Origin of the sequence: Streptomyces sp. NPDC087310, assembly GCF_044744405.1 — a bacterium.
GTDB lineage: Bacteria > Actinomycetota > Actinomycetes > Streptomycetales > Streptomycetaceae > Streptomyces.
In genome coordinates, this window is the sequence record NZ_JBIUYF010000005.1 from 122,183 (window position 1) to 148,801 (window position 26,619).

17 protein-coding genes are annotated in these 26,619 nt (G+C 72.4%); 7 read left to right on the forward strand and 10 right to left on the reverse strand.

Annotated elements, in window-relative coordinates:
* Positions 1-49: 49 nt before the first annotated feature.
* Positions 50-856 carry an HNH endonuclease family protein gene (locus ACIO3P_RS19800; RefSeq protein WP_401852664.1) on the reverse strand — a complete coding sequence of 269 codons (807 nt, stop codon included), beginning with the start codon at positions 854-856 and terminating at the stop codon, positions 50-52.
* Positions 857-918: 62 nt separating this feature from the next.
* Complete coding sequence (locus tag ACIO3P_RS19805) at positions 919-2,145, reverse strand: FAD-dependent monooxygenase (protein WP_401852667.1); 1,227 nt, start codon at positions 2,143-2,145, stop codon at positions 919-921.
* A gap of 121 nt (positions 2,146-2,266) precedes the next feature.
* Here ACIO3P_RS19805 and ACIO3P_RS19810 point away from each other — a divergent pair, with 121 nt between their 5' ends.
* Positions 2,267-2,791, forward strand: a complete 525-nt coding sequence (locus tag ACIO3P_RS19810; RefSeq protein ID WP_329823426.1) for a MarR family transcriptional regulator — start codon at positions 2,267-2,269, stop codon at positions 2,789-2,791.
* A gap of 33 nt (positions 2,792-2,824) precedes the next feature.
* Here ACIO3P_RS19810 and ACIO3P_RS19815 read toward each other — a convergent pair whose 3' ends face one another.
* On the reverse strand, positions 2,825-3,757 hold the full coding sequence (locus ACIO3P_RS19815; protein WP_401852669.1) for an aldo/keto reductase: 933 nt from the start codon (positions 3,755-3,757) through the stop codon (positions 2,825-2,827).
* Between the two features lie 91 nt (positions 3,758-3,848).
* On the reverse strand, positions 3,849-7,397 hold the full coding sequence (gene mfd, locus ACIO3P_RS19820) for a transcription-repair coupling factor (protein ID WP_401852672.1): 3,549 nt from the start codon (positions 7,395-7,397) through the stop codon (positions 3,849-3,851).
* Between the two features lie 410 nt (positions 7,398-7,807).
* On the opposite strand from mfd, the gene ACIO3P_RS19825 reads away from it, so the two are divergent.
* Positions 7,808-8,911, forward strand: coding sequence for a methyltransferase domain-containing protein (locus ACIO3P_RS19825; protein ID WP_401852675.1), 1,104 nt, complete (start codon positions 7,808-7,810; stop codon positions 8,909-8,911).
* 203 nt (positions 8,912-9,114) lie between these two features.
* On the opposite strand, the gene ACIO3P_RS19830 is transcribed toward ACIO3P_RS19825, so the two are convergent.
* Both ACIO3P_RS19830 and ACIO3P_RS19835 read right to left on the reverse strand, forming a co-directional pair.
* Complete coding sequence (locus tag ACIO3P_RS19830; RefSeq protein WP_401852676.1) at positions 9,115-11,697, reverse strand: ABC transporter permease; 2,583 nt, start codon at positions 11,695-11,697, stop codon at positions 9,115-9,117.
* Positions 11,694-12,482, reverse strand: a complete 789-nt coding sequence (locus ACIO3P_RS19835) for an ABC transporter ATP-binding protein (RefSeq protein ID WP_329823419.1) — start codon at positions 12,480-12,482, stop codon at positions 11,694-11,696. Before ACIO3P_RS19835 ends, ACIO3P_RS19830 begins: the two co-directional genes overlap by 4 nt.
* Positions 12,483-13,094: 612 nt before the next feature.
* On the opposite strand from ACIO3P_RS19835, the gene ACIO3P_RS19840 reads away from it, so the two are divergent.
* On the forward strand, positions 13,095-14,645 hold the full coding sequence (locus tag ACIO3P_RS19840) for an MFS transporter (RefSeq protein ID WP_401852679.1): 1,551 nt from the start codon (positions 13,095-13,097) through the stop codon (positions 14,643-14,645).
* 27 nt (positions 14,646-14,672) lie between these two features.
* Here the strand turns inward: ACIO3P_RS19840 and ACIO3P_RS19845 are convergent, their stop codons facing one another.
* The 4 genes from ACIO3P_RS19845 to ACIO3P_RS19860 all read right to left on the reverse strand — a co-directional run bounded on the left by ACIO3P_RS19845 (position 14,673) and on the right by ACIO3P_RS19860 (position 20,278).
* Positions 14,673-14,906 carry a hypothetical protein gene (locus ACIO3P_RS19845; RefSeq protein ID WP_401852681.1) on the reverse strand — a complete coding sequence of 78 codons (234 nt, stop codon included), beginning with the start codon at positions 14,904-14,906 and terminating at the stop codon, positions 14,673-14,675.
* Positions 14,907-15,638: 732 nt separating this feature from the next.
* A complete protein-coding gene (locus tag ACIO3P_RS19850; protein WP_329823418.1) occupies positions 15,639-16,496 on the reverse strand; it encodes a cellulose-binding protein in 858 nt (285 codons plus the stop codon).
* Between the two features lie 156 nt (positions 16,497-16,652).
* Complete coding sequence (locus ACIO3P_RS19855; RefSeq protein ID WP_401853240.1) at positions 16,653-19,295, reverse strand: SUKH-4 family immunity protein; 2,643 nt, start codon at positions 19,293-19,295, stop codon at positions 16,653-16,655.
* Positions 19,296-19,300: 5 nt separating this feature from the next.
* On the reverse strand, positions 19,301-20,278 hold the full coding sequence (locus ACIO3P_RS19860; protein ID WP_329823415.1) for an SMI1/KNR4 family protein: 978 nt from the start codon (positions 20,276-20,278) through the stop codon (positions 19,301-19,303).
* 383 nt (positions 20,279-20,661) lie between these two features.
* Between ACIO3P_RS19860 and ACIO3P_RS19865 the strand changes: the two genes are divergently transcribed.
* The 4 genes from ACIO3P_RS19865 to ACIO3P_RS19880 all read left to right on the forward strand — a co-directional run bounded on the left by ACIO3P_RS19865 (position 20,662) and on the right by ACIO3P_RS19880 (position 26,607).
* Positions 20,662-21,252 carry a YwqJ-related putative deaminase gene (locus ACIO3P_RS19865; protein WP_401852684.1) on the forward strand — a complete coding sequence of 197 codons (591 nt, stop codon included), beginning with the start codon at positions 20,662-20,664 and terminating at the stop codon, positions 21,250-21,252.
* 2 nt (positions 21,253-21,254) lie between these two features.
* The gene (locus tag ACIO3P_RS19870; RefSeq protein ID WP_329823413.1) at positions 21,255-21,770 is read left to right on the forward strand and encodes an SUKH-3 domain-containing protein; all 516 of its coding nucleotides are present in this window, start codon (positions 21,255-21,257) and stop codon (positions 21,768-21,770) included.
* A gap of 350 nt (positions 21,771-22,120) precedes the next feature.
* Positions 22,121-25,594: a DNA polymerase III subunit alpha gene (locus tag ACIO3P_RS19875; RefSeq protein ID WP_401852686.1), complete on the forward strand. Its 3,474-nt coding sequence runs from the start codon at positions 22,121-22,123 to the stop codon at positions 25,592-25,594.
* On the forward strand, positions 25,591-26,607 hold the full coding sequence (locus tag ACIO3P_RS19880) for an ImpB/MucB/SamB family protein (protein WP_401852688.1): 1,017 nt from the start codon (positions 25,591-25,593) through the stop codon (positions 26,605-26,607). The genes ACIO3P_RS19875 and ACIO3P_RS19880 overlap by 4 nt, the downstream gene beginning before the upstream one ends.
* Positions 26,608-26,619: the final 12 nt, after the last annotated feature.

Genomic DNA, 26,619 nt, shown 5'->3' on the forward strand with positions numbered 1-26,619 from the left:
CCCGGCCGCTTCTACCCGTCCGTTGTCCGTTGTCCGGCGTACGGGGACGTCAGCCGCCGCACTGGGCCAGCATCGTCTTCTTGTCCGCCGTGGTCACCGGCAGTTCGTACTTGAGCGCGACCTGTGCGAACCGTACGGCGTACGAGCAGCGGATCCCCTTGCTCGGCGGCAGCCAGGACGCCGGGCCCGAGTCGCTCTTGGAGCCGTTGGTCGGGCCGTCCACGGGAACGAGGTTGAGCGGGTCGTTGGCGAGCTGCTTCCGCTTGGCCTCGTCCCACCGGGACGCGCCCATCTGCCAGCCGTAGGAGAGCGGTATCACATGGTCTATCTGGACCTTGGCCGCCGCCTCCTTGCGCCAGTCGATCTCCTTGCCCGTGTACGGGTCGTTCAGGCTCATGGAGATGACGACGCAGTCGGACCCCGAGCGGTATTCGAGGTCCTTCCCGTCCCTGGCGAGCAGGTCGTTCCTGGTGTCGCAGCCGTTCCTGGCGAGCGGCACGCCGTCCGCCGTGTCCATCCAGGCGTAGCCGAACTTCTTCCGGTCGTAGCCCGTCTTCGGCCCCCGGCCCTTGGTGGTCACCTGCTCGACGATCTTCAGCCCGGCCTTCTTGTCGGCGTCGGACGCCATCGGCGCCAGCCCCGGCTTCGTACCGTCGCTGTTGTCGAGCGGGCTGACGCCGAACGTACCGGCGTCGGCGCCGCCACCGCCGCCGCCGGTCGTGCTTCCCGTCGCCGACCGCGAGGGCTTGGCGTCGGGTCCCGACGGTTCCGCGCACCCCGCCAGCACCAGGGCGGAGAGGGCGAGAGCCCCTCCGCGACGACAGGTCCGCGCTATGTGTTCCCCAACTCTGCTCACCCGGGCACTTTAACGTCACCCAGGGGTCAGGACCGCCCCCCACGTGCACATATGACGGAGCGTCAGTTCTGCTGGGGGAGGCCGGGGGCGTACGGCCGGGTGGTGGGAGCGTAGTCCGGCAGGACGAGCGCGGTGTTGGCCTCATGGCCGAGGTCACCGGAGGGAAGACGGCGGGAGGGGGCGCGCAGCGCCGCGTTGCGCGCGTCGAGCTGTTCCTGGGTGCGGGGCGCGACCACGCCCCCGCCCGCCGTGGCGAGCGCCTGGTTCAGCTCCACGAACGCGCGGGTCTTCTTCTCGTAGGCGGTGAAGGCGGCGGTGTGGTCGGCGTGGGTGGCCAGTTCGCCGGCCAGGACGTAGGCGCCGACCAGGGAGACGCTCGACCCCTGGCCCGACATGAACGAGGTCGCGTGGGCGGCGTCCCCGACGAGGGCGACACGGCCGGCGGACCAGGCGGGCATATGGATCTGGCTGACGACGTCGAAGAACAGGTCGTCGGCGTCGCGCATGGCCGCCACCATCCGGGGGATCTCCCAGCGCGTGTCGGTGAACATCGAGGCCACCAGGTCGCGCTGCGCCCGCGGGTCGCGGAAGGCGCTGAAGGGGGGCTCGTCCCGGGCGAAGGTCAGGAAGCCGTGCACCGGTTTGCCGGGGGTGGGGGCGTAGAGGATCGCGGCCCTGCCCGGGACGTTCCAGGTGACCCCTTCGTGTTCGAGGCCCAGGTCGTTGGGGAGCGTGAAGCCGGCGAAGCAGTAGCCGAGGTAGCGGTGGAACCGCTCTTCGGGGCCGAAGACCAGCCCGCGGGTGTGGGAGTGCAGTCCGTCGGCGCCGATCACCAGGTCGAAGACGCGCCGGGCGCCGCTGTCGAAGGTGACCTCCACACGGTCGGCGTGCTCGTGGAGGGTGGCTATCGAGTCGTTGAACAGGAACTCGGCCCGCTCGCCGACCACGCTGTAGAGGCTGTCGGCGAGGTCCCCCCGGCGTACTTCGAGATCCAGCCCCTCCGTGCCGCCGGTGACGGCCTCGGGGCGGATGGTGGCCAGCACGGCCCCGTCGGGGTCGACGAAGGACAGCCTGCGGCTGTCCACGTGGGCCTCGCGGAGCCGCGGCAGCAGCCCCATGCGCTCGACGACGTCGCGCGCGGTGCCCCGGATATCGACGGGGTATCCGCCGCCCCGGAGGGCGGGGGCCTTCTCGACCACGGTGACCTCGAAGCCGTGGCGGACCAGCCAGTGGGCGAGGGCGGGACCGGCGATACTGGCGCCGGAGATGAGGATCGTACGGTGGTTCATCAGAGGACCTCCTGCGATAGATACTTACTGTAGGTATGTTTATTGGGCACAGGGTGCACCTGTGCGCACCGCCGACCACTACACTGTAGATACTTTTCTTAAGTATGTAAATGGAGCTGTGATGAGCACGCCACCGCCGGACGACCGCGACGACCGCAGCACCCCCGGCGACGGCGACGACATCCTGGCCGTGATGCCCCGCATCGCGCAGCTCAGCAACGCCATCACCCGCGGCCGACTGATCGAGCACGTGATCGAGACCGCCGGGATCACCCTGGACCGGCCCGCCCTCTCCACGCTCATCGCCCTGCACCTGGCCGACAAGCCGCTGCGGATCAGCCAGATCGCGGAGAAGATGCAGGTGGTCCAGCCCCATGTGACCCGGCAGGTGCAGCAGTTGGAACGCCGGGGCCTGGTGCACCGCATCGGCGACCCGAACGACCGGCGCGTCAGCCTGATCGAGCCGACGGCCAAGGGGGCGACGGCCGCGGACCGTTACACGCGCACCCTCGTCGGCTGGTTCACCGGAGCCGTCGCCCACTGGCCCGAGCAGGACCGCCAGGACCTCGGTCGGCTGCTGTCACGCTTGGCCGACGATGTGACGGCCCACCTGTCGACCCTCGACGACGCGCCGCCGTCCGACTGAAGCCCGACCGCCGTCCGGCCGAGGCGCGTCGGGTCAGGACGTCTCGCCCTCGCTCTCCCCTCCCTGGTGCGCCGCCTCCAGCCGGGCCAGCTCCTCGTCCGTGAGCTTCAGCGCGCCCGCCGCCACGTTCGCCGTCAGATGGTCCGGGTCGCCGGTGCCCGGGATGGCGAGGACGTGAGGACCTCGGGACAGGGTCCAGGCGAGGCGGATCTGCGCGGGCGAGGCGTCGTGCGCCCGTGCCACGGCGAGGAGTTCGGCGCTCTCCTCCGCCGCCGCGCCCGCGCCCGCCTCGCGGCGCTGCCCCGCTATCGCGTAGAACGGCACGAACGCGATGCCCGCCTCACCGCAGAGCCGCAGGAGCGCGTCGCCGTCCAGGGCGCCGATGCCGTACGGGTTCTGGACGCAGACCACCGGCGCGATGGCCCGCGCCTCGGCGAGCTGCTCCGCTGTCACGTTGGAGACCCCGAGGTGGCGGATGAGCCCGGCGTCCCGCAACTCGGCCAGCGTGCCGAAGAGTTCCGCGATCGAGCGGTTCCCCCGGGTGCGCAGGTTCACCACGTCGAGATGGTCCCGGCCGAGCTGGCGTATGTTCTCCTCGACCTGGCCGCGCAGCTCCCTCGGCGTGTCGGCCCACACCCACTCGCCGGTGTGGTCCCGCCCAGGACCCACCTTGGTCGTGATGACCAGGTCCTCCGGGTACGGCGCGAGCGCCCGGTTGATCAGCTCGTTCGCGGAGCGCAGCGGCGAGAAGTAGAACGCGGCCGTGTCGATGTGGTTCACGCCCAGCTCCACCGCGCGGCGCAGCACGCCGACCGCCCGGCCGCGGTCGCTCGGGGTGGTGTCGGCCCCGAACGCCGCGCCGTGCTGCGGCAGGCGCATCGCGCCGAACCCCATCCGGTTGACCGTCAGGTCACCGAGCCGCCACGTGCCCGCGTCGGACGCGGTGATCTTCTCCGAAGTGGTCATGGACGGAGTCTGCCACCGGCGGCCACCCGCCCGCCGAGCCTGTGGATAACCTTGCCGGCCGGCCCCGGCGGCCCGGGATCGCCGTAGCGGTTCAGCCCAGGATCGTCGTCAGGAACTCCCCCGTCCACGCCAGCAGCTCCCGCCCCACCGTCGGCTTTCCACCGATCTTGCCCGTCGTCGGGCGCGGCACCAGGATCTGGTGAGCGGCTGGCTTGATGACCGTACGAGGATGCAGCCGCTTCAGGCGCAGCTCCTGCGACTCCCGCAACTCCACCGGCGCGAAGCGGATGTTGGAGCCCTGGAGCACGATCTCGCCGACACCGCAGGCCCGAGCCAGCATCCGCAGGCCCGCCACCAGCAGCAGGTTCTCCACCGGCTCCGGGAGCTTCCCGTAACGGTCGGTCAGCTCCTCCCGTACGGCGGCGATGTCGGCCTCCGTGTTCGCGGAGGCGATCGCCCGGTACGCCTGGAGGCGCAGCCGCTCGCCCGGGGCGTAGTCGTGCGGAACGTGCGCGTCCACCGGGAGTTCGATCTTGACCTCCAGCGGGGCCTCCTCCTGCTCCCCACCGTCCAGCGCCGCCCGGTAGTCCGCGACCGCCTCGCCCACCATGCGTACGTACAGGTCGAAGCCGACGCCCGCGATGTGGCCCGACTGCTCGCCGCCCAGCAGGTTGCCAGCGCCGCGGATCTCCAGGTCCTTCATCGCCACGTACATGCCCGCGCCCATCTCCGTGTGCTGGGCGATGGTCGCCAGCCGCTCGTGCGCGGTCTCCGTGAGCGGCTTCTCCGGCGGGTAGAGGAAGTACGAGTAGCCGCGCTCGCGCCCGCGCCCGACCCGGCCGCGGAGCTGGTGGAGCTGGGAGAGGCCGAAGTTGTCGCCGCGCTCCACGATCAGGGTGTTGGCGTTCGAGATGTCGATGCCGGACTCGACGATCGTCGTGGAGACCAGCACGTCGAACTTCTTCTCCCAGAAGTCGACCACGACCTTCTCCAGCGCGGCCTCGCCCATCTGTCCGTGCGCCGTCGCGATCCGCGCCTCGGGGACGATCTCGCGCAGCTTCGCCGCCGCGCGGTCGATCGACTCGACCCGGTTGTGGATGTAGAAGACCTGGCCCTCACGGAGCAGCTCACGCCGTACGGCCGCGCCGATCTGCTTCTGTTCGTACGGTCCGACGAACGTGAGCACCGGATGCCGCTCCTCCGGCGGCGTGGTGATCGTCGACATCTCGCGGATGCCGGTGACCGCCATCTCCAGCGTGCGGGGGATGGGGGTCGCTGACATGGTCAGCACGTCGACGTTGGCGCGGAGCTTCTTGAGCTGCTCCTTGTGCTCCACGCCGAAGCGCTGCTCCTCGTCCACGATGACCAGGCCCAGGTCCTTGAACTTGGTTTCGGAGGAGAAGAGCCGGTGCGTGCCGATGACGATGTCGACGGCGCCCTCCCGCAGCCCCTGGAGCGTCGCCTTCGCCTCCGCGTCCGACTGGAAGCGCGAGAGCGCCTTCACGGAGACGGGGAACTGCGCGTACCGCTCGGAGAACGTCCCGAAGTGCTGCTGCACCAGCAGTGTCGTGGGGACGAGGACCGCGACCTGCTTGCCGTCCTGGACCGCCTTGAAGGCCGCCCGTACGGCGATCTCCGTCTTGCCGTAGCCGACGTCGCCGCAGATCAGCCGGTCCATCGGGACCGTCTTCTCCATGTCCTCCTTGACCTCGGCGATGGTGGAGAGCTGGTCGGGCGTCTCCACGTACGGGAAGGCGTCCTCCAGCTCGCGCTGCCAGGGGGTGTCCGGGCCGAAGGCGTGCCCGGGGGCGGCCATCCGCGCCGAGTAGAGCTTGATCAGGTCGGCGGCGATCTCCTTGACGGCCTTCTTGGCGCGCGCCTTGGTCTTCGTCCAGTCCGCGCCGCCGAGGCGGTGCAGGGTCGGGGCCTCGCCGCCGACGTACTTGGTGACCTGCTCCAACTGGTCCGTCGGGATGTACAGCCGGTCGCCGGGCTGGCCGCGCTTGGCCGGCGCGTACTCCACCAGCAGGTATTCGCGGGTCGCGCCCTGCACCGTACGCTGCACCATCTCCACGTACCGGCCCACGCCGTGCTGCTCGTGGACGATGTAGTCGCCCGGCTCCAGGGTCAGCGGGTCGATGGTCTTGCGGCGCTTGGCGGGCATCCGGGCGCCGTCCTTGCCGGCCGCCTTCTGCCCGGACAGGTCGGTCTCGGTGAGGACGGCGAGCTTGAGCGCCGGGTCGACGAAGCCGTGGTCCATCGAGCCGCACGCCACATGGACGACGGCCGGGACGATCTCGGCGAGCCCGCCCGCCGTGCGCGCGCCCGGGGTGTCGAGCCGCGCGGCGATGCCCTCGCCGCCCAGCACCTCGACCGTACGGGAGGCCGTGCCGTGCCCCTCGGTGACGAAGACGGTCCGCCAGCCGTCCGCCAGCCAGCCCTTGGTGTCGGCGAGGGCGCGGGCGGTGTCGCCCCGGTACGACTCGGGGGCGTGCATGCCGAGCGTGATGGCCTCGTCGCCCAGCTCCTCGTCGACCGCGAAGGGGGAGACGGACCACCACATCATGCCCAGCTCGCGGGCGTGGTCCCGGACGTCGGCGACGGACCACAGGGAGGCCGCGCCGACGTCGATGGGCGCCTCGCCGCCGCCCGCGCCGGCCGCCCAGGACGCCGCCAGGAACTCCTGGCTGGTCGCGACGAGGTCGGCGGCCCTGGTCCGGACCCGCTCGGGGTCGCAGACCAGCGCCATGGAGCCCTTGGGGAGGACGTCGAGCAGCAGCTCCATGTCGTCCACCAGGACCGGAGCGAGGGATTCCATACCTTCGACGGCGATCCCCTCGGCGATCTTGCCCAGCAGTTCACCGAGCTCGGGGTGGTCCTCGGCGAGCGCGGCGGCCCGTTCCCGTACCTCCGGCGTGAGCAGCAGCTCACGGCAGGGCGGCGCCCACAGTCCGTGCTCGGCGACCTCCAGGGAGCGCTGGTCGGCGACCTTGAAGTAACGGATCTCCTCGATGTCGTCGCCCCAGAACTCCACTCGGAGGGGGTGCTCCTCGGTGGGCGGGAAGACGTCCAGGATGCCGCCGCGTACAGCGAACTCGCCGCGCTTCTCGACCAGCTCGACCCGCGCGTACGCGGCGGCGGCCAGCGCCTCGGTCACCTCGCCCAGATCGGCGCTCTCCCCACTGCGCAGGGCGACCGGCACCAGCTCGCCGAGCCCCTTGACCTGCGGCTGGAGCACCGACCGTACCGGCGAGACCACGACGCTGACCGGCCCGGCCGACGGATCGTCCGCCACGGGGTGCGCGAGCCGGCGCAGCACGGCGAGCCGCCGGCCCACGGTGTCGGAACGCGGCGAGAGCCGCTCGTGCGGCAGCGTCTCCCAGGACGGGTACTCCACGACGGTGTCCGGATCGAGCAGCGACCGCAGGGCGGCGGCCAGATCCTCCGCCTCCCGCCCGGTGGCGGTCACGGCCAGCACGGGCCGCCCCGCCTCCCGCGCCAGCGCCGCGACGGCGAAGGGCCGGGCGGCGGGCGGCCCGACCAGATCGACATGCGTGCGGTGACCGTCGGTGGCGGCCTTCACCGCTTCGGCGAGCGCCGGGTCCTTGATGACGGCGTCGAGCAGACCGTGCAGGCTCATGAAGGGGGTTTCCGTCCAGATCCGGTGAGGTGTGGTGGGGCGTGAGGGGCAACACGAAGGGCCCGACACGTCGCACGGGCCGGGGTTCTCCAGCGTACGACGCCGCTACGACAGCCGCGGCCGGAGCGGGGGTACGCGGCCGGGGGTGGCTGTTTCCCGGCGGTACGGGGGCGCGGGGCTCCGCGCGGATGGGGTCAACGGTGGCCCTTTACCGTGACGTTGCGCATATGCCAGACTGCTTTGCGTAACGAAAGTTCGGGATGCTTCCCGAAAGGAGCTGACATATGGGCATGCATGGCGACGGCAAGGGCGGCGCCGAGGGCGACAAGAAGCAGTCGCCCCGCGAAGGCGACGGCAGGTGGACCAAGCCGGTCACCAATCCCCCGAAGAAGAAGGACAAGTGACCTGACGTGAGTACACCGGCGCGCCTGCTGGAGATCCTGACCTCCCAGGGGGCGGTCCCCACCGGATGGGCGGACACAGTGGGCGCTGTCCGGCGCGAGTTGTTCCTGCCGGACACGATCGAGGCAGGGGGTTCCACTCTCTCCCGGGACGAGAGCCCGGAGCAGTGGCTCGCCGCCGTCTACGACGACCTGCACATCATCACCCAGATCAACGACGGCCGGGAAACCCCTGAAGGCACCTATCGGTTGCCGACCTCCTCCAGCTCTCTGCCGAGCATCATGCTGGAGATGCTGGAACTTCTGGGGGTACGGGAGGGACAGCGCGTCCTGGAGCTCGGCGCGGCCACCGGCTACAACGCGGCCTGGCTCGCCCACCGCCTGGGATCGGACCAGGTCACCAGCGTCGACATCGATCCGGTACTGGCCGAGCAGGCCGCCAGGAATCTTGAGGCGGCCGGTTTCCACCCCCAGGTGTTCTGCGGACCCGGCGAGTACGGATGGCCTGACAACGCCCCCTACGATCGCGTCATCGCGACGTACACCGTGCCCGAGGTCCCGTACGCCTGGGTCGAGCAGGCGCCCACGGGCCGGATCATCACCCCCTGGGGCGGAAGCTTCTTCCCGTACAGCTTCGCCGTGCTGGAGGTGACCGACGGCGAGGCACACGGCCGCTTCACCGGATACCCCGCCTTCATGCGCACCCGCCACAACCGCCCGCACCGGGGCCACCTCGCCGACTTCCTGCACCATCGGGAGGAGGCCGCCGAGTCCCGTACGGACCTGTCGCCCCTCACCTTCGACGGCGACCCCGACGCCCTGTTCTTCATCGGCCTCGACCTGCCCGACGCCTGGTACGTGAGGGTCGACGCGGACGACGACAGCGGCGAAGCGACCTTCTGGATCCTGGCGGACGACCGAAGCTCCTGGGCGGCGGCCGACCACGTCCCGGGGGCCGGCGAGTACGCGGTCACGCAGTACGGGCCGCGCTCCCTGTGGGACGAGGCGGAACGCTCCTACCGCCGCTGGGAGAAGCGCGGCCGCCCGAAGCGCGACCAGGCCGGCCTGAGCGTCACGCGCAACGGCGAACAGGTGTCGCTGCTCGTCACGTAATCGGGGTGGGCCGGGGGTGGGTGATGGCGGACCGCCCGCACCCCTCGAACCCGGCCCACCCCGCCATGCCTCGCCGAACGCACTCCGGCCCCGATGGACGTTGGAGGACGTTCACCGGGGCCGGAAGGACTACCGTACCGTCCTTGGCGTGCACACGTGCGAGGTGCGGGTACGTGTGCGCTTGCGTGTGCGCCTCGTGCGTCCTACTCCGTCGCGATCGCGTTCAGGACGTTCATGCGGCCCGCCCGGAACGCGGGGACCAGGGCCGCGAGCAGGCCGACGAAGGCCGAGGCCACGAAGACCGTGGCGATGGTGGGCCAGGGGATCTCCAGGATGCCCAGGCCCTCCAGGGCCAGCAGTTTCTGGGCCGATGTGCCCCAGCCGAGGCCCAGGCCCAGGCCCAGCAGTGCGCCGAAGAGGGCGATGACGACCGACTCCAGGCGGATCATGCGGCGGAGCTGGCGGCGGGAGAGGCCGATGGCGCGGAGCAGGCCGATCTCGCGGGTGCGTTCGACGACCGAGAGGGCCAGGGTGTTCACCACGCCCAGCACGGCGACGATGATCGCGAGGGCGAGCAGACCGTAGACGATGTTGAGGAGCTGGCCGATCTGGTCCTTCAGGTCCTGCTTGAAGTCCGTCTGGTTCTGCACCTTGTACTGCGGGTAGGCGGCCAGCGCGTCCTTGAGGGCCGTGTACGCCTGCTTCTCCTTACCGTCCTCGGCAGCCGCGAACATGATCATGTTCTTGGGGAGCTTGTCGGCCGGCAGATACCGCTCGACGGTCGTGATGTTGACGTACATCGCTCCCTTGTCGACGTTCACGTCGTCCGAGGTGATCGCCGCGACCTTCAGCTTCGCGGTCCGCCCGCCGTCGAAGGTCACCGCCATCTCGTCGCCGACCTTGACGCCGTGCCGCTTCGCGTAGTCGTCGCCCACCGACATCGCGTCCTTGCCGTACGCCGCCGTGAGTTCACCGCTCACCGTCTCGCGGCGCAGGTCCGTCGCGTACGTCGGGTCGGCCGCCACCAGGCCGACGCTGTCCGTCCTCCCGTCCGGGGCGGTCATCCGGACCTCGACCCACTTGTACTCGGTGAAGTGCGCGATGTCCGGCGCCTTCTCCAGCGCCGCCTGGGCCTGCGGCACGATCGGCTGGCCGTTGCCGCTCTGGATGATGAAGTCCGCGCCGACCGACCGGTCCAGCTCGTCCGTCGCGGACGCCACCATCGAGGAGCCGACGACCGACAGGCAGGCCACCAGGGCGAGCCCGATCATCAGGGCCGCGCCCGTCGCCCCCGTACGCCTGGGATTGCGCAGCGCGTTGCGCTCCGCCATCCGGCCGACCGGGCCGAACATCCGCAGGACCACCGCGCCGAGCACCCGGACCAGGCCGCCCGCGAGGAGCGGGCCGATCACGACGAAGCCGAGAAGGGTCAGGACCACGCCGACGCCGAGGTAGAGGGAACCCTCGCTCGCCTTGCCGGAGTTCGCCGCCAGCAGCAGCGCGGCTCCGCCGGCGCCCGTCAGGGCCAGGCCGATGACCGCCCGTACCCATCCGGAACGCCCGTCCGCCGGGGTTCCCGCGTCGCGCAGCGCGGCCATCGGGGAGATCTTCCCGGCCCGCCGCGCCGGTACGTACGCGGCGACGACCGTGACGACGATGCCGAGGACCATGCCGAGCGCCGGGGTCGTCCACTTCACCGTCAGATCGTCGGTGGACAGGTCCATGCCGATGGAGGACATGACCTTCATCAGCCCGACGGCCAGCCCCACCCCGGCGGCGACGCCCGCCACCGAGCCGATGATCCCGAGGAGCACCGCCTCCAGCAGCACCGAGCGGTTGACCTGCTTACGGCTGGACCCGAGGGCCCGCATCAGGCCGATCTCCCGGGTCCGCTGCGCGACCAGCATCGAGAAGGTGTTGACGATGAGGAAGATGCCGACGAGGAAGGCGATCCCGGCGAAGCCGAGCATCGCGTACTTCATGACGTCGAGGAAGGAGCCCACGTCGGAACGGTTCGCGTCGGCGGCCTCCTGCTGCGTCCGGAGCTGGTACGGGCCGGCCCCGAGCGCCGCCGCGACGTCCTGCTTGAGCCGCGTGTCGCCGACACCCTGGTCGGCGGTGACGTTGAGGTGGGTGAAGCGGCCGGTGGCGCCCAGCAGGACCCGCTGGGAGGTGGCGGTGTCGAAGAAGACGACCGCCGCGCCGGGGTTGGTGACGGTGAAGGTCGCGATGCCGGAGATCTTCGCCGTGACGTCGCCCGTGACGGCGATGGTGCGCAACTCGTCGCCGATCGCGAGGTGGTGCTTCTCGGCGGTGTCGGCGTCGACCATCACCTCGGTCGGGCCGCGCGGCGCGTGGCCGGAGGTGATCCGCATCGACCGCAGGTCGTTACGGGTCCAGTTGCCGGCGATCGTCGGGGCGCCGTTGCTGCCGCCCACGTCCTGGTTCGCGTCGTCGACGACGGTCACGCTCATGCTGCTGACGGCGCCCTCGACGGACCGTACGCCCTCCGCGTTCCGTACGGTCTCGATCGTGGAGGCGGGCAGCGAGCCGGGACGGCCCGTCTGCGAACCGCCTGATTCCGAGGCGTCCTCGGCCTCCTTCGGGCTGACGGTGACATCCGCGGAGGTCGCGGCGAAGAGCTTGTCGAAGGTCGTGTTCATCGTGTCGGTGAAGACGAGCGTGCCGCAGACGAACGCCACCGACAGCAGGACCGCCACGGCGGAGAGCGCCATGCGTCCCTTGTGCGCGAGGAAGTTGCGCGTCGAGGTCTTGAGGACGGTCACGAGGTACGCCCCCGCGCGTCGAAGTCCTTCATCCGGTCGAGCACGGCTTCGGCGGTCGGGCGGGTCATCTCGTCGACGATCCGGCCGTCCGCGAGATACAGCACCCGGTCCGCGTACGAGGCGGCCACCGGGTCGTGCGTGACCATCACGATCGTCTGCCCCAGGTCGTCCACCGAGCGGCGCAGGAAGCCGAGGACCTCGGCGCCGGCCCGCGAGTCCAGGTTCCCCGTCGGCTCGTCACCGAAGATGATCTCGGGCCGCGCGGCGAGCGCGCGGGCCACGGCGACGCGCTGCTGCTGGCCGCCGGAGAGCTGTGCCGGACGGTGCTGGAGCCGGTCGGCGAGCCCCACCGTGTCCACGACCTGCTGGAGCCACGCGCTGTCCGCCCTGCGGCCCGCGATGTCCATGGGGAGCGTGATGTTCTCCAGGGCGTTGAGCGTCGGCAGCAGGTTGAACGCCTGGAAGATGAAGCCGACACGGTCCCGGCGCAACCGCGTGAGCTGCTTGTCCTTGAGCGTGGTTATCTCGGTCTCGGCGAGGTGGATCTCGCCGGAGGAGACCGTGTCCAGACCCGCGAGGCAGTGCATCAGCGTCGACTTGCCGGAGCCGGACGGGCCCATGATCGCGGTGAACTCCCCCCGGGCGATGTCCACATCGACATGGTCCAGCGCGACGACCCGGGTGTCCCCGGAGCCGTACGCCTTGACGACCCGCCGCGCTCGCGCCGCGACGGCCGTAGGCCCTCCAGTACCCCCGTGCCTGGGGATGGTCACAGCCGTTGTCACGGTAAGTCTCCTATGTCGCTTGATAGTTCTTGATAATGCTTGATGCACCGCGTGAGCGTGTGCGTTCGTCTGTGCGTGCGTCTGTGCGTTGCGTACGGGAAGGCGGGCGCCGGATGTGCTCGTCGACGGGTGCTCGTCGGTGGGTGCCCGGCACCGTCTTCGCCCGGGTTTCCCCACTCCCCTGTTGTGGGGAAGCCCCCGGCGCGGGCCCCGTGGCGGGGGCTCCCGTGTACGTAAGAACAACCTAAGGAGCGGGGAGAGCCCGTACGTCCTCCACCGGGACGAACGGCCCCTGGGCAGAAGTAGGGAGGTCCCCCTAGGGGGCTACGACCGTGGGAGGAGCGGCCGAAGCTCCGTTTCGTCCCCTCCCGCCGTACGAGGTGCGGGTGAGAAGGTGTCCCCGACGAGATACGTGTACGGGGAAGGGATCTTGTGAGCGGCGCCGGAGGAAGTACCGAGGACACGGATCACACGGATCGCACAGATCGCACAGCTCGCACCAAGGGCACGGGACGTACGGAGGCGATACCGGAGGCCATACCGGAGGCGATACCCGGCGGGCCGCGCGCGCCTCGCGGGCGCGGCCCCGTCGTCGCCGCGCTCATGCTCGGGATGGCGCTCGCCGCGCTGGACGGCACCATCGTCTCCACGGCCGTCCCGCAGATCGTCGGCGACCTCGGCGGATTCGCCGTCTTCTCCTGGCTGTTCTCCGGCTATCTGCTCGCCGTCACTGTCACCCTGCCCGTGTACGGAAAGCTCTCCGACACCCTCGGCCGCAAGCCCGTGCTGGTCGCCGGCATCATCCTCTTCCTCATCGGCTCGCTGCTCTGCGCCACCGCCTGGAACATGGCCTCCCTGATCGCCTTCCGCGTCGTCCAGGGGCTGGGCGGCGGGGCGCTCCAGGGCACGGTGCAGACCATCGCCGCCGACCTCTACCCGCTCAAGGAACGCCCGAAGATCCAGGCCAGGCTGTCGACGGTCTGGGCCTCGTCGTCCGTGGCGGGCCCGGCGGTGGGCGGGTTCATCGCGGGGTACGCGGACTGGCGCTGGATCTTCCTGATCAACCTGCCGGTCGGGGCGGTGGCGCTCTGGCTGGTCGTCAGGTACCTCCACGAGCCGCAGCGCGCACGGAGCGGTGCGGGAAGCGGTGCGGGAAGCGGTGCCGGTACGGCTCCCGGGAGCGGTACGGCGTCGGGTACGGGCCGGGCGCCCCGGTCCCGGCCGCGTACCGACTGGGCGGGCGCCGTGGGCGTCTTCGCGACCGGCGCGCTCCTGCTCACCGCGCTCGTCCAGGGCGGTGTCGCCTGGCCCTGGCTCTCCGTACCGTCGCTGGCGTTCCTCGGCTCCAGCGCGGTCCTGGCCGCGTTCACCGTCGTCATCGAACGCCGGGCCGCGGAGCCGATCATCCCGGGATGGGTCTGGCGCCGCCGCACCATCGCGGCCGTCAACCTCGCGCTCGGCGCCCTGGGGCTGCTGATGGTCGCCCCGACCGTCTTCCTCCCGACGTACGCGCAGTCCGTCCTCGGACTCGGCCCGATCGCCGCCGGGTTCGTGCTCTCCGCCATGACCCTGAGCTGGCCGGTCAGCGCGGCCCTCTCCAACCGGGTCTACAACCGCATCGGCTTCCGGCAGACCGCCGTCATCGGCATCTCGCTCGCGACACTGGTCCTGCTCGCCTTCCCCCTGCTCCCCTACCCCGGGCACGCCTGGCAGCCGACGCTGATCATGCTGCTGCTGGGCGCGGCGCTGGGGCTGTTCCAGCTTCCGCTGATCATCGGGGTGCAGTCGACGGTCGGCTGGTCGGAGCGGGGCACGGCCACCGCGTCCATCCTCTTCTGCCGGCTGATCGGCCAGAGCGTGGGCGCCGCGGTGTTCGGCGCGGTCGCCAACTCCGTGCTCTCCGCGCGGCTGGCGAGCGCGCCCACCCCCGGCCTGCCCGAGGACGTGGACGGGGTCGCGCGGGCCCTGGAGGATCCGGCGTCCCTGAGCGCCGAGGCGGCGGACTATCTGCGCCGGGCGATGGACACGGCCGTCGACCATGTCTACGTGGGCGCGGCAGGGGCAGGCGCGCTCGCCCTCCTCGCCCTGCTCTTCCTCGCGCCGCGCCGCTTCCCGGTGCTCACGGACGATCCGGCGGACCACCAGGACCACCAGGACTCGTAAGCCCCGTAAGCATCAGGAACTCGGCGCTCAGGCGAAGGCGTTGACGCCCGTCAGCTCGGCGGACAGCTCCCACAGGCGCGCCGCCGCCACCGGGTCCGTCGCCCAGTCGCGCACACCCGGGACCAGTTCGGGGGCGGCCACCGCGGGCTCGGCGATGTCGCAGTCCTCGGCGTAGAGGCCGCCCAGCCCCGCCAGCCGCGGAGACGTCGCCGCCCACACCTGGGTCGCCGCGCCCTGCTCGGGCGTCTTGAACGTTCCCACCAGGTTGCCCTGTTCCCCAGGTCGTCCCAGCGGATGTCCGAGAACTGATGCCCCCGGGACGACACCGAGACGACCCGCGCCCCGCCGCGCGCCCCGCCCCTGGCGAGCGCCGGCCAGAGGCGGTTGACCAGGGCGTGATGGCCGAGGTGGTTGGTGGCGAACTGGGCTTCCCAGCCGGGGCCGACCCGGGTCTCCGGGCAGGCCATGACGCCCGCGCTGTTGATCATCAGGTCGATCGGGCGGTCCGAGGCGAGGAAGCGGTCGGCGAAGGACCGTACGCTCTCCAGATCCCCGAGGTCCAGCTCGTCCACCTCGACGCCCCCGGCCCCGCCCGCCGTGCCGAAGGCGCTCGACCGCCTCCTCGGCCGTCGAGCGCCGCCGCGCCGGTACGACGACCCGGGCGCCGGCGGCGGCCGGCGCCCGCGTGGTCTCCAGGCCGAGGCCGAGTATCCGCCGGTGACGAGCGCGAGCCTGCCCGTGAGATCGATCCCGCGCAGCACGTCGTCCGTGGTACTCCGTGCCCCGAAACCGGAGCCGATCCTGTGCTGGCCCCGGTGCGAGCCCCGGCCCTCGTTCTCATTCCGGTTCCGGTTCCGGTTCTCGTTCTGGTTCTGGTGCGTGGTCATGTCGCGAAAGCTACGAATTGGAGCGCTCTCCAAGTCAAGCGGCCACGACCTGACGTCCCCCGTACGGGCTCCGCCGGTCCCCCGTCGGCCCGCCGCCGGCCCGCTCTCACTCCTCCGTCGGGGCCCTCCCGGTCAGCGCCGCCAGGCTGTTCCGTACGTGCGCCATGTGCGCCCGCATCTCCTCGCGCGCCTCCTCGTGGGCCCGTACCAGCCGCTCCGTCTCCCGCGCCACCGAGTCCGCGCGCACCCTGGCCTGTGCCTTCAGCTCGTCCGCCTGGTCCTGCGCGTCCTCCTCACGGTGGCGCGCCTGCTCGCCCGCCGCCGAGAGCCCCCGCTGCGCCTCCGTCAGCTTCGCCTGCGCCCGCTCGGTGAGTTCGGCCGTCCGGGCCTCCAGCGCCGCCTCCCGCGCCGCGATCTCGCGATCCGCCGCCGCGAGCCGGTCCGCGTGCTTCTGCTCCAGCTCCTCCAGCAGCCGCTCCGTACGCCGACGCACCTCCTGGAGCTCCGCGAGCGCCTCAGCCCGGTGCTCCGCGCCCTCGTTGCGCGCCTCGTTGAGCGCCTCGTCGGCCGCGTCCCGCGCCGCCCCGATCACGCGCTCGGCGTGCGCCTCCGCGTCCGCCCGTACGCCGTCGCCCTGTTCGCGCGCGGCGTCGCGTATGTTCCTCGCCTCGGACTCCGCCGCCGCGAGCGCGGCCCGGCACTCCTCGCGCACCTCGGCCCGCAGGGTCTCGTCCTCCAGCCGCGCGAGCGCCAGGATCTGCTGGGCGCGGCGGCCCAGGTTCTCGTACGTCGGCGGCTCCAGCGCCGCCACCCGCGCCGCGAGCGTTTCCGCCTCGCCCACCATCCGGTCGGCCAGGGAGGTGAGCCGGGCGACCCGCTCCAGGGCGTCGTCGCGGTCCTGGGTCAGCGCGGCGTACTCCCGGTCGACCTGTTCGGGACGGTAACCACGACCACGTACGGGCACGAAGCCATGATCCGACAACGGTGCACCACCCATTCTTGAAAGCCCCTCTCGGGCAGACCACAGAATCAGAGAGTCAGGTCGGGTACAGCGAGGCGCCCACCGCCATGCGGTGGGCGCCTCGGTCATCCGTACCGACGCGTGTGTTCTAACGAACCGTCACAGCAATCCGTCCCACATCTGCTCCAGCAGCACCGACCACCAGTTCTCCGGCGACGACAGCGCCGCCGGGTCCAGCGCCGCCAACTGCGCCTGGAAGTCGACGGTCCAGCGGCCCGCCTGCTCCGGGGTCAGCCCGAAGCGCAGCCGCCACATCCGTCCCAGCAGCGCCAGCGAGCGCGTGAACTCCGGCAGCCCGGTGTTCACGAACTGCGGCGGCACCGGCTGCCCGCCGGGACCCGCCTCCACCGGTACGGCCATGATGTGCGCCGTACCGTACTGCACGCAGAGCGCCCGCCCGAAGTCGCTGCCCATCACCAGGTACGAACCCGCGTCCGGGGCCGGCTGCACCTGCCGCTGCGCGGCCAGTTCGGCCAGCGTCGGCACCACCGGCTGCGGGGGCTGCGCCCAGAAGAACGGCCCGAAGTCGGCCGGCAGCCCCGCCCACACCAGGGTGCGCGCCACCAGGTCGGGCACGCCCTGCCGGGACACGGCGCGCTGGTCGAACCGGCAGATGCCCTGCGGGCCGAACGCCCCCGCCAGCTCCTGCGCGATCCCCTCGGGCGGCACCGGCGGCGCGGGCGCCACCTGCGGCAGCGGTGCCCGGACCGGCGCGGGGCGCGCGGGACCGTCCGCGACCTGGTGCAACTCGCCCTGGTGGGTGAGGAGATGCTGCATGCCCTGCTGCCGGCTGGCGTGGTCCTGACCGTACGGGGCGACGCTGGTGATCCGCACCTGCGGCCAGGTCTCCCGGATCATCCGCGCGCAGTAGCCGCCGGGCAGCTCGCACGACTCCAGCTCCGTGTGGAGTTCGAGCACCTGCTGCGGCGGCACGTTCATCCCGCGCAGCTCGTGCAGGATCTGCCACTCGGGGTGCGGGGTGCCGGGCGCGGAACGCCGGATGATCTGCGCCTCGGAGCCGTCGGGCGCGCGGTAGCGCAGCACGGCCTGGTAGCCGGGGCCGACGGTCGGCAGCCCCGAGGGCTGCGGCGGGTAACCGTACGACGGGGGCACGGGGCCGGGGCCGCCGGGGACACCGGGGCCGCCGGGGATCCCTCCTGGCATACCGCCGGGCGGCGTGCCCGGCGGCATGCCAGGGGCACCGGGCGGCCGGGGGGCCGACGGCGGCGGTACGGAACCGCCACCCGTCCGGTCCGGTCCCGCCAGCATCGTCGCGGCGTGATGGACCCCACCGGGGGGCGTACCGGGGGCACCCGGTGCACCCGGGACACCCGGGGCGCTGGGTGCTCCTGGGGCTCCCGGGGCGCTGGGCGCTCCTGGGGCTCCCGGGGCGCCGGGCGGGCCCGGCGGCTGCGGGGGCCGGGCGCCCGGGATGCCCTGGCCCTGGCTGGGGTCGGCGAACATCGTGGCCGCCTGGTGCACACCGCCCGGCGGAGTGCCGGGAGGCGGACCGGGCGGACCGGGCGGTCCGGGTGGCTGCGGGATCTGGGAGCCGATGCTCGGCGCGAGCTGCGTCGGCAGGTAGCCACCGGCCGGGGCACCGGGCGTACCCGGACCCGACGGCGCGGGCGGGGCGGCGGGCGGCGGGGTCGCACCGGGAACGCCCGGCGCGCCGGGCGGCGGCGGTACCGCGCCGGAGCCGCTCCCGCGCGCGCCACGCGGCGGTACGGCGGCCTTGCTCGTCGCGGCGTCGGCGATGTCACCGCTGCCGGAGCCAGGAGCACTAGGAGCGCCGGGAGCGCCCGGAGCACCGGGAGCACCGGGAGCAGCAGGGGCGCCCGGCGTACCCGGCGCCGGAGTCCCGGTCTCCGGGGCGCTCAGCGCGGACGCCAGCGTCGTACGGGGCAACTGGCTGCCGCCGGACATCAGCGCGGTCGGCGCCTCGGCGGGCACGCTCGGCGGCGGGGTGTCATCGTCGTCGGCACCGGCGAGCGGCGGCGCGAAGACCGTCGCGGGCAGCGGTACGGAGCCCTCGTCGGGCGAGGTGGACGTCTCGCTGGTGTCGATCCCGGTCCAGGGCGTCGCCCCGGGCGGCGGGGCGGACACCGGGGCGGGCACACCGTCGTTGGCCGTGGGCTCGTACGCGGCGGGGCGGGCGGAGCTGCCCTGCGAGGCGCCCGTGCCGGGCGCCCCGGCCGGGCCCGTGCCGTAACCGCCCCCGAGGGAAGCGCCACCACCGAGCGAGCCGCCGCCACCGCCGAGGGAAGCGCCACCGCCGAGCGAGCCGCCGCCAGGACCGCCGGACGCCGCGGCGCCCGGAGCGGCCGGAGCGGCGGACGGGTCCGCCGGCTTCCTGCGGTCCGGAATGCCGATCTTGTCCGCCGCGTCCTGGAGCCACTCCGGCGGCGTCAGCAGGAACGACGTCTGGTTCAGATCGATACGCGCCGGCGCCTCGGGCGCCGCGGCGGCCTGCGGCTCGCCCCGCGTCCCGTACTCCTCCTCGTACCGGCGTATGACCTCGCCCACCGGCAGCCCCGGCCACAGCGTCGCCTCACCGCTGTCCCGCGCGATCACCAGCCGCTGCCGGCCGCCGTCCGACGTCGGACCGTTCTCGCGGTCCTCCGCCCACGCCACGAAGCCGAGTTCGAACTCCCGCACCCGCACCTCACGGTGCTGGTAGCCGGGTACCTCGCCGTTCACCCAGTCTTCCGCGCGCTCCTGCGCCTGCGCGAAGGTCACCACCGCGCTCATCCCTCCACCGGGACGGCGCGCGCGAAGCCGCCGTCCACCATCAGGTTCGCCACGGTCTCCAGCTCCGGCGGGCTGCCCGCCAGCCGCAGCAGGAACGCGTCGAAGTCGTCGCCGCACGGCAGGAGCAGCCGCTCCACCCGCTCCTGGACACCCCAGCCGTCCTGGTCCCGGGCGTCGTCGTACGCGGAGAACCAGACCGAACCGGCCCGCTCGCCCCGCACCTTCACCGCGAGCAGCCCGCCCTGCACGAAGGCGACCGCCAGATAGTCCTTGGTGAGATGGTCCCGCAGGCACTTGTTGACGTACACCAGGTCGTTGACCGCGGCCTCGTCCCGCACCGTGAAGAACGGCTGGTCCACCAGCAGCCCCAGCTCCGCGTCGAGCGCCGCGCCCACCGGCGCGCAGCCGCCCGCCGCCTTCAGGAACGAGCGGTAGGAGCCCGGCAGCCGGTAGCCCAGGTCCTCCTCCACGCCCAGCACCTGCTGCTCGCTCACCGACACCGACGCCTTCGGCAGCCCGAAGTGCACCGGCCGGGTCTCCTGGAGCGGACGCGTGCCGCGCTTGCCGTGGTCCACCGGCGCCGTCGCCAGACCGCCGTGGTGCCGCAGCAGCGCCTTCACCTCGACCGGCACCAGCTCCATCCGGCGCGAACCCGCCACGTGGTGCCAGGTCCAGCCGTGCGGTGTCGCCACCGGCGCGATCGTGTCCCACAGCTCATGGCCCGCCGCGGCCAGCGCGGCGTTCGCGGACACGTAGTCCGTCAGCCGCAGTTCGTCCACGCCGAACCCCTCGGGGGGCTCGGCTATCTCGGCGGCGGCGCGCGCGTACGGCGCGAAATCCGGGTAGCCGTCGGCACCCACCCGTACACCTCTGGGATGCCGGGAGGCCCGGACCGGGTCCGGGAAATGCACGACCTGCCCGGCATAGGCCGCGTTCGGTGGCGCGGCTTGCTGCCCGAGCCGACCTGTCGTCATGGCGGTTGCCCCCTGCTGCGCTTCCGGCTGGTTCCACAGCCCTGGTCCAGCACAGCCTATGCGGTGGGGCAAGAGGTGCCCGCGACGCTCCTCCCCCGGCCGGATCCCGCCCCGCGCCCCGCCTCCGGCCGGTGACAGTCAGCTACGTCCACCCCACGGCGGCGGGCGCCCCGGCACCGCCCCTCGCACCCGGTGACGAACGGTCACTCCCCGCGTGGCCCAGTGACGATTCCACGTCACGATCTACACCGATCCACGCCGATCTACGCGGATCGGCTCCCCAGCTTCCCCACAGTGCGTCACATTTGGCAGGCTGTCCCAGCAACATGGGGGGCGTGACACCGGCGGCTACCGGCCGCCGGTGAGGGGAGGGGACCAGCACCATGCACACCGCACAGCACACGGAGCTCGCCGAGTACACCGCTCCACGCACCACCGGCAGGACCGACGCCTCGGGCGTCCCCGGCGCTCCGAGAGCCTCCGGCGAGCCGAGAGTCTCCGGCGACCCGCGGCTGAGCTGGCGTGCCACCGAGGAGCAGCTCCCGCCGACCGTCCGGCGGCGCAGGGACGGCATCCTGCCGGCCGTCGCCGCCGCGCTCTCCGTCCGCGGCGAGACCCTCACCTGCACCGCGGGCAAGGCCGACCAGCCGCCCGCCCTCCACTTCCTCGTGCAGGACTTCCTCGACACCCTCACGAGCGGCCAGCGCGAACGGTTCACCGGCCGCTGCCCCGAGGCCATACTGCTCTCCCGTCACCTCACCGCCGCCGAGGCCGCCCGCTCCAAGAGAGCCCGGCGAAAACCCCTGACCCACGGCGAGGCACGGCGCTCCCTCAAGCACGCCAAGCTGACCGCGCGCCGCATCCGCGAGGACGGCGACCCGCTGCACGGAAGTTACGCCCCGCCCTGCCGTTCCTGTACGGCGCTGCTCGCCCACTTCGGCGTACGGCCCGTCGACCCCACCGAGAACGGCTGACCATGCCCGACCCGCACGCCGCCGGCCACCCGCGCCCGCACACCAGCACCCGCTTCCCCGTCCCCGTCGACGCCGCGCTGCGCGACGCCGGCTGGCTGCCGGGACGCTGGGACATACAGCAGGCCGAGGGGTGGGCGGACGTCCTGCGCGCCCACATCACCCCGGCCGGCCACCGGCTCAGCGTCTTCCCGGCCGCGGTCGAGGCATGGGCCGAATTCGGCGGCCTGCACATCACCGCCCCGGGCCCCGGCCGCCAGATCGCCCCGGCCACCCTCCGTATCGACCCCACCGCCGGGCTCCACCATGCCCGTACCCTCACCGACCTCGGCCGGTCGCTGGAGACGGAGCTGAGCCCGCTCGGCGAGGAGGGCGAGGGGCAGGCCGTCCTCGCGATCGACAGCGAGGGCCGCGTCTACAGCATCGACCACACCGGGGACTGGTACGTGGGGCCGGACATCGACCAGGCGCTGAAGACACTGATCACCGGCCTGGAACCGGCCCGGCTGACCTCTCCCTGACCTCTCCCTGAGCCCTCCCCCTGACCTCCTCCTGAGCCGTCCCCTGAGCCCCACCCGCCATCACCGAGAGTAACGACGGGCGGGTGGTACCCGATCCCGCCGCGGGCCACCGCGTGGTGACGTACGCCACCACCCGCGAGACGCGGAGCGCGACCGCACCCAACTCCGCTGCCCGGGCACGGATGTGACGGAGGGACGCCCGCCCGGCCCGCACACCACACCCGCCCACTCTCGATCACCTGTACGAAAAAAGTCGCTGACCGGGGACAACGCGGCTAGAGTAATCGAACGAGAGTACGAGACAGGCATCGGTCGGGTGGCTGAACGGGGTGGAGTGACGGAGGTGCGGCATGGCGGGCCACACCCATCTGCACGTCGCGTCCGGATACTCCGCCCGCTACGGCGCCGCCCACCCCGAGCACCTCGTCCGGCGGGCGGCGGAGCGCGACATGGCGGCGCTCGCGCTCACCGACCGTGACACCGTCACCGGAGCCGTGCGGTTCGCCCGGGCCTGCGCCGCCACCGGGATCCGCCCCCTCTTCGGCATCGACCTGGCCGTGGAAGCCCTCGCACCGCCCCCTCCCGCGCGGCGGACCCGTACCCCCGCCCGCGGCGGCGCCCATGTCGTCGAACCCGCCCTGCGGTTCGTCCTGCTCGCCCAGGACCGGGCCGGCTGGGCGCGGCTGTGCCGCATCACCTCCGCCGCGCACGCCGCGCCCACCGGGACCACTACCGGCGCGGCGCAGGTGACCGTGGGCTGGGAGGCGCTGCGCGAACACGGCGGCCCCGGCCTGACCGTCCTGCTCGGTCCGGTCTCCGAACCGGTACGGGCGCTCGCGGCCGGCCGCGAGGACGTCGCCGAGCGGCTGCTGGCACCGTGGCGGGAGATCTTCGGGGACGGGGTACGGCTGGAGACCGTCCTGCACTCCAGGCCCGGCACCGCCCCCGGCTCACTGCGGCTCGCCGCCCGCACCCTGGCGCTCGCCGACCGCACCCGTACCCCCGCCGTGCTCTCCAACGCCGTCCGCTACGCCGACCCCGACCAGCACCGGCTGGCCGATGTCCTGGACGCCGCCCGGCTGCTGCGGCCCGTCGACCGGCGGAGCCTGGACGGCGGTCAGCGCTGGCTCAAGGACGGGACGGCCATGGCGGACCTCGCCCAGCGGATCGCCGCGTGCGCCGGGGCCGACACCCGGCGGGCGGCCCGGCTGCTGGCGGAGACCGCCGCCACCGCGGACGCGTGCGCCGTCGACCCCGCGGCCGACCTCGGCCTGGGCACCCCGCACTTCCCGGAACCGGCCGTCTTCGGCGCCGGCCCCCCTGCAGATGGCGCGGACGGCGCCGGACGCCTGCTGCGCCAACGCTGCGAGGCCGGCCTGGTCCGGCGCGGCCTGGACCGGGACCGGGCCGCACTCGACCGGCTGGACGAAGAACTGACCGTGATCTCGGCGAAGAAATACGACTCGTACTTCCTCGCCGTCGGCCAGGTCGTCACCGACATCCGCGAACTGGGCATCCGCGTCGCGGCCCGCGGCTCCAGCGCCGGCTCGATGGTCTGCCACGCCCTCGACATCGCCACCGCCAACCCCCTCGACCACCGGCTGCTGTTCGAACGCTTCCTCAGCGCTCGCCGCGACACCCTCCCCGACATCGACATCGACGTGGAGTCCGCCCGGCGACTGGAGTGCTACGACGCGATCTTCGCCCGGTTCGGCCCCGAACGGGTCGCGGTCACCGCCATGCCCGAGACCTACCGGGCCCGCCGCGCCCTGCGCGACACCGGCCTGGCGCTGGGCATCGCCCCCGCCGACATCGACCGCATCGCCAAGAGCTTCCCCCACCTGCGGGCCTCCGACATCACGAGCGCACTCGCCGAACTCCCCGAACTGCGCCCACTGGCAGCCGAAGCCGACCGGTACGGACCGCTGTGGGAACTCGCCGAAGGACTCGACTCCCTGGTCCACGGCATGGCCATGCACCCCTGCGGAGTGATCATCAGCGACGCCACGCTCCTGGACCGGCTACCGGTCCAGCCCACCCCCCAGGGCGACTACCCCATGGCCATGGCCGCCAAGGGAGAGATCGAAGCGCTGGGCAACATCAAACTCGACGTCCTGGGCGTACGGATGCAGTCCGCGATGGCCCACGCCGTCACCGAGATCGAACGGACGACCGGCAACCGCATCGACCTCGACGACCCGGAACAAGTCCCCCTCGACGACGTCTTCGCGTTCAAAATCATCCAGGAGAGCCAGACCATCGGCCTCTTCCAGCTCGAATCCCCCGGCCAGCAGGACCTCCTCTCCCGCCTCCAGCCCCGCGACCCCCAGGACGTCATCGCCGACATCAGCCTCTTCCGCCCCGGACCCGTCGCCGGCGGCATGCCCGAGCGGTACATCGCCGCCCGCCACGGCGGCACACCGGAGTACGCCCACCCCGACCTCGAACCGGTACTCGCCGACACCTACGGCGTGACCATCTGGCACGAACAGATCATCGAAACCCTGACCGTACTGACCGGCTGCGACCGCGCCATGGCCGAGATCGCCCGACGGGCACTCGGGGAGAAGAACCGGCTCCCCCGCATCAGAACCTGGTTCCACCAGCAGGCCGCCGCCCGCGGCTACACCGCCACCGTCCGCGACGAAGTATGGAAAACCGTCGAATCCTTCGGCGCCTACGGCTTCTGCCGGGCCCACGCGGTCGCCTTCGCCGTACCCGCCCTCCAAAGCGCCTGGCTCAAAGCCCACTACCCGGCGTTCCTGCTCGCCGGCCTCCTCGAACACGACCCCGGCATGTGGCCGAAACGCGTCATCGTCGCCGACGCCCGCCGCCGCGGCGTCCCCCTCCTGCCCGTCGACGTCAACCACTCCACCACACGGCACACCGTGGAACGGACCGACGGCGAACGATGGGGCGTACGGCTCGCACTCACCGCCGTCCACGGCATCAGCGAAGAAGAAGCCACCCGGATCGACGAAGGCCGACCCTACGGATCACTGTCGGACTTCTGGCAACGGGCCCGGCCCAGCCGACCGCTCGCCGAACGCCTCGCGGAGATCGGCGCACTCAACCCCCTCCACGACGGCCGCCTCACCCGACGCGACCTGCTGCTCCAGATCACCGAACTCCACCGCGCCACCCGCACCCGCACCGCGACCGAAGGCCAACTGCCCCTCGGAACCGACGCCGTCGGCGGAGCCGAACCGAGCGGCCTCCCCGAAATGACCGGACGCGAAGCCCTCAACGCCGAACTGACCACCCTCCACATCGACGTCTCCCAGCACCTGATGGAACACCACCACCGACTGCTACGGGAGATCGGCGCCACCGACGCGGCCCACCTGACCGACCTGACCGCCGGCCGGCAAGTCCTCGTCGCCGGAGTACGGGCCGCCACCCAGACCCCGCCCATCGCCAGCGGCAAACGCATCATCTTCGTCACCCTGGAAGACGGCTCCGGCCTCATCGACCTGGCCTTCTTCGAAGACTCCCACCCCGCCTGCGCCCACACCGTCTTCCACAGCGGACTCCTGCTCGTCCGCGGCACCGTCCAGGTACGCGGCACCCGCCGCACCATCGTCGGCACCATGGCCTGGAACCTGGACCTCATCGCCGCCACCCGCCGCGACCACGGCCCCGAAGCCGCCCTCGCCCTCCTCGGCGCCGACCACCCGCACCCCACCCCCGCCCAGCCCCGACGCACCCTGGCCGACGGCACCACCGGCGCCCGCCTCCACCCCTACGCCGACCTGCGACCGGCCGGCAGCCACCCGGCCGACCTCAGAAAACTCGGCCACCGCAGCCCCGGGAGCGCCGGATGACCACCCGCCCACGGCACATCGCCCACCTCCACCTGCACGCCGTACCCGACAAAAAGCGGTACGACGACGCGGTCGAACTGATGTCAGACATCACCCCCCACGTCCAAGCCCTCCCACCCCACGCCGTACGGCTCGACCTCACCTCCGCACTCCGCTACTTCGACCTCTCCCCCTACGACCTCGTCCAACTCGCCAAACTCCGGCTGAAAGCCCTCTACGACATCGACAGCAGCGCCGGACTCGCCGCCAACCGCACCCTGGCCGCCATGGCCGCCGACGCCTCCGCCCCCGGCGACACCACCTGGATCCCCGACGGACAAGCCGCCACCTGGCTCCACCCCCGCCCCCTCACCGCACTACCAGGAATCGGCCACACCACCGCCACCACCCTCGGCCGATACGGCCTGCACACCATCGGCCAGATCGCCACCACCCCCACCGCGACCCTCCAACGCATCGTCGGAGCAGCCCCGGCCCGCCTCCTGGCCGAACGCGCCCAAGGCCACGACCCCCACCCCGTCACCCCACAAGAACCCGCCGCACACCTCGCCGCCGACCTCGCACTGGAACGGGACTGCCTCGACCCCGCCCGGCACCACCGAGCCGTCCTCGGACTCGCCGACCGCATCGGCCAACGCCTGCGCGGCGAACACCGGACCACCGGCCGCCTCACCCTCACCGTCCGATACGCCGACCACAGCTCCACCCACCGCACCCGCACCCTGACCGAACCCACCGACCACTCCCCCGCCCTCACCACAACCGCCCTCGAACTCCTCCACACCCTCGGACTCCAACGCGCCCGCGTCCGCGCCCTCACCCTCCGCGCCGACGACCTGCGCCCCGCCCACCACACCCACCGCCAGCTCTCCCTGGACCCCACCGAAGACCGCGCCCGAGCCGCCGAAGCCGCCGCCGACCGCGCCCGCCACCGCTTCGGAACAACCGCCGTACACCCCGCCACCCTCGCCGACGACCGACACCACCACCACGCCACCCAGCTCACCGGATGACCGCCGGCCCGG